Below are 12814 nucleotides of genomic sequence, written 5' to 3'. Positions count from 1 at the left end.
GGGCGCCGACGTCAGATGCAGCCCAGCCGCTCGACGACCCGGGGCCAGCGCTCGACCCGTTCACCGCTCCCGACGTAGGCCCAGGCGCCGTCGGCGGAGAGCCACAGGTGGTCGCTTCCACGACGGAAGCCGGTGTCCCTGGCGTCGGGAGCGAGCGCGACCGATGAGGCGTAGGGCCCTGCGAAGAAGTCGGCGAGGCTGGCATCGGGCTCCCGGACGTACTCGGCCTTGCCGACCCTGAGGAAGGTCATGTGCTCCCAGGCGCAATGCTCCGCTCCCGCGTACGAGGTGATCCGGCGGGTCGACACCCGGCCGGTGGCGTCGGACCACACCTGGACCCCCGCCGCCTCGGCCACCTCCTCGGGAAGCTCGGCGTAGTCGCAGCGCGCCCAGGACTCGACGTACCACCCCTTCTCGCCGAAGGCCTCGCCGTCGCGGGCGATCACGGCCTGCCGTACGCGGCCGTCGGCAGTGAAGGTGAACAGCGTGCGGGGACCGTCCGCTCGAACCACCCGGTAGCCGTCGCGGACCCCGTCGAGCTGCCGCTCGTCGAAGGCCGTACGCAGCGCCTCCTCCGCATCGTCGCTGAGCGCGCCGTCGTCGTGCTCGTCCGGATAGCCGTTGCCGCCCTCCGCGGTCCCGTCGCACTCCACGACCTGGTGCGCAGCACCCTGCCGCCCTTCGACAGCGAGCGGTCCTTCGTACGTCCCGGTTACGAGGTCCTGACCGCATGCGGTGCAGGCCAGCATCAGGAGTGCAGCAGCGAGGGCAGGAGAGAGCAGGCGGTGACGGCGCACGGAGTCCTACTTCGCGTCGGTCACCGGGACGTGCGCCGAGTGGCTGCGGCCGAGCGCCGCGACCTCGCGCTCCATCTGCGGCACCGTCCTCTTGACCAGGCGCTTGGCGATCGGCTCGGCGACCGCTGAGGAGAAGAGCGGCTTGGTGAGGTTGGCGACCAGGACCCCCTTGGGGACGTAGACCCGGCGCTTCTTCTTCTCCAGCCCGTGCGTGACCGCCTCGACGCACTCCTCCAGCGACGTCGTGCCGTTGGCCGGCCACGGGAGCCGTCCGCGGATCGCCTTGAACGACGGGAGGTCGTCCTCCGCCCCGCGGACGATGTCGGTGTCGATCCACGAGGGGTGGCAGACGCCGACCTTCACGCCGTGGACCCACATCTCCTGGCGGTACGCGAGGGCGAGGGCCTCGACGCCCGCCTTGCTCGCGTTGTACGGCGCCAGGCCCGCGAGCGGTGTGAATGCCGCCAGCGAGGAGACGACGAGGACGTATCCCTTCGTGGCGATCACGTGCGGAGCTGCCGCGCGGAGCGTCCGGAAGACGCCGTTGAGGTTCACGTCCACCACCCGCTCGAACGCGCCGGGATCGATCTGGCGCACCGTGCCGTACGCGGCGATGCCGGCGTTGGCGAGCACGTGGTCGATGCGGCCGAAGCGGTCCGCGGCGGCATCGACGGCGGACTGGACCGCGGCCGTGTCGCGGACGTCGGCCTCCCACCAGGCGGCGGCGTCACCCAGCTCGGCGGCGAGGGACTTCAGCTCGTCGGGCTCGAGGCCGAGGAGCGCGACGCGACCTCCACGACGGACGTACTCGCGGGCGACACCTGCGCCGATGCCGCGTGCGGCACCGGTGACGACGGCAACCTTGCCGGTGAAGGATGAGGGCATGGCCGCCAAGATACCGTCGGTATCCCGCCATGCGCCACCCTCGATGTCACATGGTGGCGGTCAGGTCAGGTGGCGAGTGCCCGGAGGATGTCCTCGACCCGCTCCTTGGCGTCCCCGAACAGCATCTGGGTGTTGTCGCGGAAGAACAGCGGGTTCTGGACGCCCGCGTAGCCCGCCGCCATCGACCGCTTGAACACGATGACGTTCTCGACCTCCCACACCCGCAGCACCGGCATCCCGGCGAGCGGGCTCGTGGGGTCCTCGGCTGCGGCGGGGTTCACCGTGTCGTTGGCGCCGATCACCAGCACCACCGACGTCTCGGCGAAGTCGTCGTTGATCTCGTCCATCTCGAGCACGATGTCGTACGGGACCTTGGCCTCGGCGAGCAGCACGTTCATGTGCCCGGGGAGGCGGCCGGCGACCGGGTGCACGCCGAAGCGAACCTCGATGCCGCGGTCGCGCAGCCTACGGACGAGGTCGGCGACCGGGTACTGCGCCTGAGCCACCGCCATCCCGTACCCGGGGGTGATGACGACCGACCGCGCGTTCTTGAGGAGCTCGGCAGCATCGGCGGCGGTGATCTCGCGGTGATCGCCGTAGTCGGTCGCGTCACTGGTCGCGGCCTCGATGCCGAAGCCGCCGGCGATGACGGAGAGGAACGAGCGGTTCATCGCCTGGCACATGATGTAGGACAGGTAGGCACCCGACGACCCGACGAGCGCGCCGGTCACGATCAGCAGGTCGTTGTTGAGCAGGAAGCCTGACGCCGCCGCGGCCCAGCCCGAGTAGCTGTTGAGCATCGACACGACGACGGGCATGTCGCCACCGCCGATCGAGGCCACGAGGTGCCAGCCGAGCGCCAGCGCGACGACGGTGACGAGGATCAGCAGCGTGAGGTTCGGGGAGATGACGAACCAGACCGTCAGGATCACGAAGACGACGAGCGCGCCGGTGTTGATGAGGTTCTTGCCCGGCAGCATCAGCGGCGCCGACCGCATCTTCGCCGACAGCTTGAGGTTGGCGACGATCGAGCCGGTGAAGGTCACGGCGCCGATGAAGATGCCGATGAAGATCTCGGCGTGGTGGATGTCGGCCAGCGAGCCGGTCAGGTGGTTCGGCGCCAGGTAGCCGTTCCAGCCCACCAGCACCGCGGCGAGGCCGACGAAGGAGTGCAGGAGCGCGATCAGCTCGGGCATCTGCGTCATCGCGACGCTCCGCGCCCGCCACAGTCCCAGCGCGGCGCCGATCGCGACGGCCACGAGCAGCAGCGCGATCGCGTCGGCGTCGGCGACGTCGGCGACGAGCACGAACGTCGCCACGAGCGCGATCCCCATGCCGGCGATCCCGTACCAGACACCGTTGCGTGACGTCTCGTGCTTGGACAGCCCGGCCAGGGACAGGATGAACAGCAGCGACGCGACGATGTACGCCGCGGTGGCAGCACTCTGTGCGGTCATGGCGGCGTCAGTCCTTCGAGAACATGCTGAGCATGCGACGGGTCACGGCGAAGCCGCCGAAGACGTTGATGGAGGCCAAGAGGATCGCGATGAACGAGAGGACACGGATCACCGTGGCGTTGTCGGCCCCGTCGTCGACCGAGATCTGCAGCATCGCGCCGACGACGATGATGCCGCTGATCGCGTTGGTCACCGACATCAGCGGCGTGTGCAGGGCGTGGTGCACCTTGCCGATCACGTAGTAGCCGACGACGACCGCGAGCGTGAGCACCGTGATGTGCTCCGGCAGCGGCGCGGGCGCGAAGGCGTTGACGAGGAAGAGCGCGAGGATCCCGGTGCCGATGAGGCCCCACGTGACGGCAGGCTTGGCCGGCGCCTTGGCCTTGGTCGCGGGTACGGGAACGGGTGCAGCGGCTGCCGGGGGCGCCGCCGAGACGGCGACCGGGGGTGGCGGCCACGTCTTCTCGCCGTCTCGGACCACGGTGACCGTGCGCTGGACGACGTCGTCGAAGTCGAGGACGAGCTCTCCGTCCTTGGCCGGCGTGAGCAGCTTGAGCAGGTTGACGAGGTTGGTGCCGTACAGCTGGGAGGCCTGCGTCGGGAGGCGCCCGGCGAGGTCGGTGTAGCCGAGGATCGTCACCCCGTTGTCGGTGACGACCTTCTCCCCCGCGACGGAGCCGGCCACGTTGCCGCCCTGGCCGGCGGCCATGTCGACGATGACGCTGCCCGGCTTCATGCTCGCCACGTCGGCCTCGGTCAGCAGCCGCGGTGCGGCACGCCCGGGGATCAGCGCGGTCGTGATGACGATGTCGACGTCGAGGACCTGCTCGGAGTAGATCTCGGCGGCGCGGCGGTCGTAGTCCTCGCTGGTCGCCTTGGCGTAGCCGTCGGTGGACGCCTCCTGCTGCTCGACGTCGACCGGGAGGTACTCGCCGCCGATCGACCTGACCTGGTCGGCGACCTCAGGGCGCGGGTCGGTGGCGCGGACGATCGCGCCGAGACTGCTCGCCGCGCCGATCGCTGCCAGTCCCGCGACCCCGGCGCCTGCGACCAGCACCTTGGCCGGGGGGACCTTGCCGGCGGCCGTGACCTGGCCGGTGAAGAACCGCCCGAACTCGTGCGCCGCCTCGACGACGGCCCGGTAGCCGGCGATGTTGGCCATCGACGACAGGACGTCCATCGACTGGGCGCGGGAGATGCGCGGCACCGCGTCCATCGCCAGCACGGTCAGGTGACGCTGTGTCAGCTCGTCGACGAGGCTCTCGTTCAGCGCCGGGGACAGCAGGCTGATGAGGGTCGCGTGGTCGGCAAGGAGGCCGATCTCGTCCGGCGAGGGGGCGTTGATCTTGAGCACGAGGTCGGACCGCCACGCCTCGTCGCGGGGCACGACCGAGGCGCCGGCCTCGACGTAGGCCTCGTCGGAAAAGCTGGACGCCTCGCCTGCGCCGGACTCGACCACGACGTCATAACCCAGCTTGATCAGCTGCGTCACGGTCGCCGGGGTCCCGGCGACACGGGTCTCGCCCGGCGAGGTCTCTTTGACCACGCCGATCTTCATTCGGGAGACGTTATCGGCAGCGACTGGCGTCGACCAGAGGGTGAGACGTGCGTCTCATTGCGCGGAGGTTAACGCCTCAGGCGACGCCGTACAGCCGGTCACCGGCGTCCCCGAGACCCGGCACGATGTATCCCACGTCGTTGAGCTTCTCGTCCACCGCGGCGACCACCAGCGACACCGGCACCTCGACGTCGGCGAGGTCGTTCTCGACACGGGCAATGCCCTCGGGCACGGCCAGCAGGCAGATCGCGGTGATCGCCGTGCACCCTCGACCGACGAGGAACGCGATCGCCGCCGAGAGGGTGCCGCCGGTGGCGAGCATCGGGTCCAGCACGTACGCCTGGCGGCCGGTCAGGTCGTCGGGCAGCCGCTCGGCGTACGTCGCGGGCTCGAGGGTCGTCTCGTTGCGGATCATCCCGAGGAAGCCGACCTCGGCCGTCGGGAGCAGGCGCTGCATGCCGTCGAGCATGCCGAGGCCGGCGCGCAGGATCGGCACGATGAGCGGCTTCGGCGGCGCGAGGCGTACGCCCTCGGCCGGCGACACCGGGGTCTGCACGAGGACCGGCTCGACCCGGACGTCGCGGGTGGCCTCGTACGTCAGAAGCGTGACGAGCTCGTCGGTCAACCGCCGGAAGGTCGGGGAGTCGGTCCTCGAGTCGCGGAGCGTGGTGAGCTTGTGGGCCACCAGCGGGTGGTCGACGACGTGGATGTCCATGCGGCGAACCTTACCGAGCGACGATCTGCCGGCGACTCCCCTACACGAGGGTGTGATCGTCTGCCATCCTGCGGGTACGTGCACGACGACGAGCGTCAAGGGGGTGTGGCCGTGGAGGACGATCTGCAGGGCGAGGTCGATGTCGCGGTCGCCGCCTACCGTGACGAGGGCGGCTGGCAGCTGACCCGCCTTCCCGCCGGTGTCACCGGAGACATCGAGGAGGTCGAGCGGGCGCTGCGCCCGTTCCCTTCGGAGTGCGGTGTGATCGGCATGGTCGCCGTCGACGAGGACTTCTTCGTGCTCGTGCGCGTCTGGGGCCGCAGCACGCTCCTTCTCCTGTCCGACATCACCGCCGTCGACGAGTGGCCGCTCGCCAGCTCCGTCGCCGACGAGCTCGACCTCCCCGACCCGGAGGACGACGACGAGCCGCAGCCTGCCGGTGACATGGAGATCCTGGCCGACCTGGGTGTGAGCGCGATCGATCTCGCCGTGATGCTCGACGATCCGGACGCGTACCCGGACGAGGTGCTCGGCGACATCGCCGAACGGCTCGGGTTCGGCGACGCCTACCAGGCGCTCGTCGGCTGACGTGTCGTCCCCGCTCGTCCACGACGACGCCCTGATGGGCAGGGCGCTCGACCTGGCGTCACGCGCCCTCGAGACCGCCGACGTCCCGGTCGGGGCGCTCGTCGTCGACGCTGACGGAGCCGTCCTGGGCGAGGGCTGGAACGCGCGGGAGCGCGACGGCGACCCGACGGCGCACGCCGAGGTGATCGCGCTACGGGCCGCGGCGGCCGCGCGGGGCGAGTGGCGACTCGACGGTTGCACCCTCGTCGTCACGCTCGAACCCTGCACGATGTGCGCGGGTGCGCTCGTCCTCGCTCGCGTCGCCCGCCTCGTGTTCGGGGCGTACGACGACAAGGCGGGCGCGGTCGGTTCGTTGTGGGACGTCGTCCGGGACCGGCGGCTCAACCATCGCCCTGAGGTCCGCGGAGGGGTGCGTGCCGAGGAGGCGCGGGCCCAGTTGCTGGCCTTCTTTGCTGAGCACCGCTGAGCCCTGACCCGGTTCCGGAGGCGGGCAGCAGGTCCGGTAATCTCTTCTGCGGTGGCGTGTCCGAGCGGCCGAAGGTGCAACACTCGAAATGTTGTGTAGGGCAACCTACCGTGGGTTCAAATCCCACCGCCACCGCCATGACGAGCCCCGTCCGGGATCCCCGGGCGGGGCTCGCTGTCGTACGCCCCCTCCTGCAGCCGGCTCCCCTCCGCCGATTCGGTGAGGAGATCGGGTCTCGATCGCGGAAAGCCCCGATCTCCTCACCGAATCGTGGGGTGGGCTGGGTGGGGAGGCGCCTGGGTGCGTACGGCGCAACTCGGAGTTGCTATCTGTGTTACATCTCGTGGCAGGTGGGAAACGTGCGGCCAGTCCTCGAGAGGAGACCCCCGTGCCCGCACCGACTTCCGACAACCACCCCCGACCCATCGAGACCGACTGGGGCCGCCGTGCGTTCCTGGCCAGAGCCGGCGTGCTCGGCCTCGCCGCCGCGGCTCCACCCGCACTCTTCGCCGCACCGGCCCGTGCCGCCACCACCGACGACGCCCTCGAAGCCCTCCTGGCCTGGCTGCGCCCGCAGCTCCAGCGCCTGTCGGCCGACACCTTCGGAGGGGTCGCGGCGTTCTGCTATCCCGGCCCCGACGCCTTCTCGCTCCGTCAGCTCGAGGTCCGTCGCGAGGCCGGGGGCATCGCCACCCGCACGCCGCAGTTCCTGATGGACACCCTCGACGGCTACATCCCGCTCCCCGACTCGATCGTCATCCCGCTGCTCACCGACGGGACGCGGCAGCTCGGCGCCCTGCCGAGGCCCCTGCCGTACGTGGTCACCCGGGCAGGGCTGAGGCGGGCCCAGCGCCTCGACGAGGCGCTCACGATCGTGCTCGAGAACGACGAGCACCTGCCCGCCTCCATCGTGGTGGCGTTGCTGCTCAACGTCACCGCGGCCGTCCTGGTCCCGGCGTCGCTGCTGCGGTTGGGCTTCAACTCGCCGTTCGCGCGGTTGCGGTACGCCGAGAAGGCCCGCGTCTTCGCCGACCTGGAGAGCGACGAGCCGACGGTGGTGAAGGTGCTCCGCCCGATCGTGGGCGACTTCCTCGCCGACGAGCTGCGGGGCCTGGTCCACTACCTCGCGATGGCGCTCCTCGCGCTGCCGTCCGACGGCATGTACAGCGAGCAGTCGGCGTACGACCGCGCCACCAAGCGGCTCGTCCGCCGCCCGATCGGGTGGGACCAGACGAACTACCTGCCAGGCAGGACCACACCGCCCGACGGGCACGCCGAGCTCCTCGGCTACTACCAGGGCCGGACGGAGGTGGAGGGCTGATGCGCGACGTCATCGTGGTCGGCGCCGGAGGCGGCGGACCGGTCGTGGCCGCCGAGCTCGCCGCACGCGGGCTCGACGTGCTGCTCCTCGAGGGCGGCTCCTCGCACGCGCAACCTGAGCGGGAGTGGACCCACTTCGAGAACGACGCCTTCAACCCCAAGGACGGCTACTTCCGCGTCGGACCCGCAGACCGCGACCGGCCTGCCTGGATCCGCGACCAACCTCAGAACTCCTACCTCTGGAACGTCACCGGCGTCGGTGGGACGACGCTGCACTACTACGGCAACAGCCCTCGGGCCTACCGTGGCGCCTTCGCCGGGTACGACGGCGCGGACCGCGACGCGTACGACACCGATCACCTGTTCCCCTTCCCGTACGAGGAGCTGGTGCCCTACTACGAGTGGGTCGAGGCGACGCTTCCCGTCCAGACGGCGCCGATGGGCCGCAAGGAGCGGGTGTTCTTCGACGGGTGCGAGGCCCTCGGGCTGCCCGTCCAGACGACGAAGGACACCCACGGCATCGCGTTCCGACCCCAGGAGAACGCCATCCTGCAGCCGCAGGGGACGGCAGGTCGGACCTCGGACTCGTCGTTGCTCGTCTATCCGCAGGCGCAGGGCTGCACCTTCTGCGGGTTCTGCGCGCAGGGGTGCCGGTCGCCGCTCAAGGCGCCGCGCAACCAGTTCGCGAGGCGCTCCACCGACAACAGTTATGTCCCGATGGCGGTGACGGCCTCGGCGTGGGCCGCGGCGGGCCGTGACGCCCAGCTCGTCACCGACGCCTTCGTGACCCAGGTCCACACCGAGGAGCGGGGCGGGCGCACCGTCGCTACGGGCGTGACATACCGGACCGACAACGACACGGAGACCGTCCGGGAGGACGCCGCCGTGGTCGTCCTCGCCGGGGGGTGTGTCGAGACACCGCGGCTCTGGCTGGGGTCAGGACTGCCGAACCCGAACGGCTGGGTCGGTCGGGGTCTGACCGACCACTACCTCGACTCCGTGGTCGGGACGTTCGACCGCGACACCGGCGCGTCGCGCGGTCCGGCCTCGGCGGCGCGGGCGGAGTTCCCGGGGTACGGCTGCCTCGAGCAGGGTGGGCTTCCGCCGGCGCTCCAGGCGTTCAGCATGAGCCACAGCGGGAGCGGGATCCGCGAGATGTACGACCTCGGCCGAGGCAAGCGCGGAGCATGGGACGGCGTCTCCGGACGGCTCCAGGGCTCGGAGCTGAAGGACGTGATGCTCAACGGCATCGACCGTCTCCTCGGCGTCCTCGTCATCACCGCCGACGACGTGGAGCCGGACAACCGCGTACGGCTCTCGCCGCTGTATCCGCGCGACGAGCACGGCGCGCCCGCCCGGGTGGAGATGGACTTCACGAGACGCTCCGCTGACACCGTGCGGCGGCGCAACTTCCTCGCCAACCGGGCGGCCGAGGTCCTGCGCGCAGCGGGGGCGCGCAAGGTCTACCGGATCGACTGGGCGCCGCTCATCCTCCACACGCAGTCGTCGATGAGGATGGGCGCCGACCCGGCCACGTCGGTCGTCGGTCCGACGGGTGAGGCCAGGGCAGTGGAGCGCCTCTTCATCGCCGACAACTCGGTGCTGGCGAACTCCCTCGGCGGACCGAACCCCACCTTGACCACGCAGGCGATCGCGACGCGCACGGCCGAGCAGATCTTTGCCACGTACTTCGACGGCGACCCGTGGGTGGGAGCGGAGGCGCCGGTGCCGTCGACCGATCCGCGGATCAGCGCGGCGCTGTGATCCGCGCGGTCACATCTCCGGGCGGCCGTCGCGCCAGTAGCCCATGAATGCCACCGACCGGCGGTCCACGCCGCTCTCGCTCACCAGGAACCGTCGAAGCGTCTTGATCACCGACGCCTCGCCGGCCAGCCAGGCGTAGAGATCGCCGGTCGGGGGCAGGGGCATGCCCTGGTCGTCGAGCGCGACCTCCCACACGAGCTCGTCGCCGACCACCTCGTCGAGGGCGACGTCACCCGCCTCGCCGTCACCGGCCTCGCCCTCGGCCGGTGCGGGGATCCCCAGCATCGCCGAGGCGCACCGTCGGACCGCGGGGACGAGCCGTTGGCCGTGGCGGCTCCCCTCGCGCGCGATCCAGGTCAGCGAGACGCCTGCGGGTCGGGCGAGGTCGGTGATGTCGTCCGCGTACGGAACCTCGAGGATGACGTGACCGCGACGGTCGCTCGGCAGGTCCTCCAGGATCCGGGAGATCGCGGGGACCGCCGTCTCGTCGCCCACGATCAGCACGGGTCGGTCGGCGCTCGGGACGGCGAACTCCAGTCCGCCGTGCGGACCGGGGTGGGCGGCGTTCGGGCCCATCAGCACGGCGGGCGTGCCCGGTCGGCACGTCGCGGCGAAGCGGCCGGCCGGTCCGGTCGCGCCGTGCAGCACCACGTCGACGTCGACCTCGCGGAGCGCGGGACGCGACGCGCGGACGGTGTACGTACGGATCGGGTTGCGGTGCTCGTCGGGGAGGCTCCGCCACCGGTCGTACCAGTCAGGTGCGGACGGGACGTGCTCGTAGCCGCCGGTCGTATCCGGGAGCAGCAGCTTGATGCGCTGGTCGAAACCGTTCGCCGACATCGCGTCGAGATCGTCCCCCCGGAAGGTGATGCGGACGAACGAGCGCGAGAGGCGGACCGTGCGAGCCACGGTGACGTCGAAGAACCGCCAAGGCTGGACGGCCTTCTCGATGGTGATGGTCACCGTGGCTCCTCCTGAGTGTGGCTTAAAGGTAAGGCTAACCAAAGAACCTTGAAGCGGTCCAGACGAAGACCCACTAGCCTCCTGGTACGAGCCATGCGACGAAGGAGCCCATCATGCCGACTCCACGCCAGCCCATCACCGCCATCGCAGCCCTGGTCCTCGGGATCGGGCTCCTCACTGCCGCAGGGGGTGCCGCTCAGGGCGACGACGCTGCACTCACCCCTGACAAGCGGGCCCTCGTCGCCGAGGCCGAAGCAGTCGAAGACGCAGCCGCAGCATCTGACCAGCCGCCTGCTCTGGCCTACGACGGTCCCATCGCGACCTCGCTGCAGCGCGCCGTCGCCGACCGCGTGACGGAGCTGCTCACCCCGCAGGGTGACAAGCCTGCCGACGGAGTCCCCGTGAGCCTCGATGCCGGAGTGATCGGCGTGACGGGGAGCCCGACGGCCGGCTACACCCTCGTCGTGACGCGGGGCACCGACGGCGCGGCACTGGTGAACCGCCTCACCTCTGGTCTCTCCTCCACCGCACGCCGTCTCCTCACCGTGCGGACGTCGGAGCGCACGGCGCAGGAGCTGCGCGACGCCTGGGTCGGCGTCACGGCGCAGCAGTGGCGCACGGCCGACGCCGCGCCGACCGCGGGCTACTCCATGGATCTCGATCCCGAGCTCGAAGCGGTCGTCGTCGACGTTGCCGCCGCGCCGCCACGAGAGGCCGCACGGCTCGATCGGCAGGCAGCGCCGGTCGAAGGAGTCGGCGCGGGTGCGGTGGTGGTCCGCTACACCGGCAGTGCGGCCCGAGCGTCGCGCACCTCCGACACCTCGCCGCACTGGGGAGGCGCTCGGATCACCAGCCCCTCCAAGGTCTGCTCGTCGGGTTTCACCGTGCGCAGCAAGTCCTCGAGCACGCGCTACTCGGTCACCGCCGGACACTGCGGCGCGAACGGGACCTCGTGGTACTCCGGGTCGTACTACTTCGGGCAGATCGCCGGGCGGAGCAACTACCCCGCCTACGACCAGGCTCGCCTGGCCGGCTCCACGTACACGAACTCGATCTACACAGACGGGCTCGACAACTTCAACGTCCGTACGGTCACGGGGGCCAATGACGGCGCGGTCGGCGACAACGTGTGTGCGTCGGGCGCGGTGACGAAGTCGGTGTGCGGGATCGAGATCAAGAGCCTGTCCGCCTCGTACTGCGACGATCCGGCCAAGCCGGCCACGTGCAGCACCTACCTGATGCGGGGCCGACGGAGCGACGACCGGGTCATCGCCCGTCTGGGAGACAGCGGCGGTCCGGTCTACCAGCGCAACACGACGCAGTCGCGGGCCTCCATCCGGGCGATGGTGGTCGCGTACGACATGAGCGGGGTCCGGATGTACGCCGAGCGCTACAACTCGATCTCGAACCACCTCGGGGTGATCGCGGTCACGAGCTGACCCGACAGGGGAGAGCCCGGTCAGGCGCCAGGGTCGACGGCCAGCGTGGGCACGCAGATGGTCACGCGGTTCTTGGCCTTGAGCGCCATGACCGGGTTCTTTTTCAGTCCCTTGAACTTCTTGCCGATGTAGACCTCGACGGTGGCGTCGTCCTCAGGGGTGCCCTTCGTGTACTGCACCTTGCCCTTGAACTGCGCTCCGACCAGGCGGGCGTCGACCCGCTTGGGCTCTGGGGCGACGACCCGGACGTTGGCGATGCTCGTGCCCTCCGGTGCGTTGCCGACAGTCCCGGGGAGGAAGCCGATGCCCTGGAGGTTGAGCGCCGTGCGGTTCGCCATGCCGGAGAGGCCGCCGGCGTTGAGCACGTTGACCAGGACCTGGTTGGGCGCGATCTGCTCGCCGGGCTCCAGCACGCGGTTGCGGCAGGCGGTCGTCGCGTCGGCGTCTGGCAGCTCGGGCGCCTTGGCAAACAGGAGCTGGACACCGGTGTAGGTGCCGCCGATCAGGATGGCGCTCAGCACCGACATCGTGAGGAACGTGCGCAGCCCGCGGGTCATGGTCACCGGTCCATCGCGTAGATACGGGCATGCATGACCTGGCGTTGCTGCAGCGCCGCGCGGAGGGCACGGTGCAGCCCGTCCTCGAGGTAGAGCTCGCCCTGCCAGCTGACGACGTGCGGGAACAGGTCGCCGAAGAACGTGGAGTCGTCGTCGAGGAGGCTGGCGAGGTCGAGCTGGCGCTTGACCGTCGTGAGCGTGTCGAGCCGGACCTGCTGGGGCGGCAGTTTTGCCCACTGGCTCTGGGTCAGTCCGTGGTCAGGGTACGGCCGCCCCTCGCCCACTCCTCTGAAGATCACCCCTGC

13 protein-coding genes and 1 tRNA gene are annotated in these 12814 nt (G+C 70.4%); 6 read left to right on the top strand and 8 right to left on the bottom strand.

Features of this window, described 5'->3' with window-relative positions:
- Positions 1-11: 11 nt before the first annotated feature.
- The 5 genes from KV097_RS16230 to upp all read right to left on the bottom strand — a co-directional run bounded on the left by KV097_RS16230 (position 12) and on the right by upp (position 5412).
- The gene (locus KV097_RS16230; RefSeq protein ID WP_220366442.1) at positions 12-797 is read right to left on the bottom strand and encodes a hypothetical protein; all 786 of its coding nucleotides are present in this window, start codon (positions 795-797) and stop codon (positions 12-14) included.
- A 6-nt stretch (positions 798-803) separates the two neighbouring features.
- Positions 804-1682: an SDR family oxidoreductase gene (locus tag KV097_RS16225; protein ID WP_220366441.1), complete on the bottom strand. Its 879-nt coding sequence runs from the start codon at positions 1680-1682 to the stop codon at positions 804-806.
- 65 nt (positions 1683-1747) lie between these two features.
- On the bottom strand, positions 1748-3139 hold the full coding sequence (gene pntB / locus KV097_RS16220) for a Re/Si-specific NAD(P)(+) transhydrogenase subunit beta (RefSeq protein WP_220366440.1): 1392 nt from the start codon (positions 3137-3139) through the stop codon (positions 1748-1750).
- 7 nt (positions 3140-3146) lie between these two features.
- The gene (locus tag KV097_RS16215; RefSeq protein WP_220343090.1) at positions 3147-4697 is read right to left on the bottom strand and encodes a Re/Si-specific NAD(P)(+) transhydrogenase subunit alpha; all 1551 of its coding nucleotides are present in this window, start codon (positions 4695-4697) and stop codon (positions 3147-3149) included.
- A 76-nt stretch (positions 4698-4773) separates the two neighbouring features.
- Positions 4774-5412 carry a uracil phosphoribosyltransferase gene (gene upp, locus KV097_RS16210; RefSeq protein WP_220343091.1) on the bottom strand — a complete coding sequence of 213 codons (639 nt, stop codon included), beginning with the start codon at positions 5410-5412 and terminating at the stop codon, positions 4774-4776.
- A 111-nt stretch (positions 5413-5523) separates the two neighbouring features.
- On the opposite strand from upp, the gene KV097_RS16205 reads away from it, so the two are divergent.
- The 5 genes from KV097_RS16205 (at position 5524) to KV097_RS16185 (ending at position 9550) form a co-directional block, all read left to right on the top strand.
- Positions 5524-6000, top strand: coding sequence for a tRNA adenosine deaminase-associated protein (locus KV097_RS16205; RefSeq protein WP_220366439.1), 477 nt, complete (start codon positions 5524-5526; stop codon positions 5998-6000).
- 1 nt (position 6001) lies between these two features.
- Positions 6002-6466: a tRNA adenosine(34) deaminase TadA gene (gene tadA, locus KV097_RS16200; RefSeq protein ID WP_301021919.1), complete on the top strand. Its 465-nt coding sequence runs from the start codon at positions 6002-6004 to the stop codon at positions 6464-6466.
- A gap of 50 nt (positions 6467-6516) precedes the next feature.
- Positions 6517-6604: transfer RNA gene (locus KV097_RS16195), tRNA-Ser, on the top strand.
- 250 nt (positions 6605-6854) lie between these two features.
- Entirely contained in the window at positions 6855-7787 is a 933-nt protein-coding gene (locus tag KV097_RS16190; RefSeq protein ID WP_220366438.1) for a hypothetical protein, read from the top strand.
- Entirely contained in the window at positions 7787-9550 is a 1764-nt protein-coding gene (locus KV097_RS16185) for a GMC family oxidoreductase N-terminal domain-containing protein (RefSeq protein ID WP_220366437.1), read from the top strand. The genes KV097_RS16190 and KV097_RS16185 overlap by 1 nt, the downstream gene beginning before the upstream one ends.
- A 9-nt stretch (positions 9551-9559) precedes the next feature.
- Here the strand turns inward: KV097_RS16185 and KV097_RS16180 are convergent, their stop codons facing one another.
- Positions 9560-10513, bottom strand: coding sequence for a siderophore-interacting protein (locus KV097_RS16180; protein ID WP_220366436.1), 954 nt, complete (start codon positions 10511-10513; stop codon positions 9560-9562).
- Between the two features lie 113 nt (positions 10514-10626).
- On the opposite strand from KV097_RS16180, the gene KV097_RS16175 reads away from it, so the two are divergent.
- The gene (locus tag KV097_RS16175) at positions 10627-11952 is read left to right on the top strand and encodes a S1 family peptidase (protein ID WP_220366435.1); all 1326 of its coding nucleotides are present in this window, start codon (positions 10627-10629) and stop codon (positions 11950-11952) included.
- A 20-nt stretch (positions 11953-11972) separates the two neighbouring features.
- Here KV097_RS16175 and KV097_RS16170 read toward each other — a convergent pair whose 3' ends face one another.
- On the bottom strand, positions 11973-12509 hold the full coding sequence (locus KV097_RS16170) for a LytR C-terminal domain-containing protein (protein ID WP_255559786.1): 537 nt from the start codon (positions 12507-12509) through the stop codon (positions 11973-11975).
- A 2-nt stretch (positions 12510-12511) separates the two neighbouring features.
- Entirely contained in the window at positions 12512-12808 is a 297-nt protein-coding gene (locus KV097_RS16165; protein ID WP_220343100.1) for a type II toxin-antitoxin system VapB family antitoxin, read from the bottom strand.
- Positions 12809-12814: the final 6 nt, after the last annotated feature.

The organism is Mumia sp. zg.B17, from assembly GCF_019550915.1.
In the GTDB taxonomy this organism is placed as follows: domain Bacteria; phylum Actinomycetota; class Actinomycetes; order Propionibacteriales; family Nocardioidaceae; genus Mumia.
Note: the sequence above shows the minus strand (reverse complement) of the source record. Positions and strands in the feature narration are given on the sequence as shown.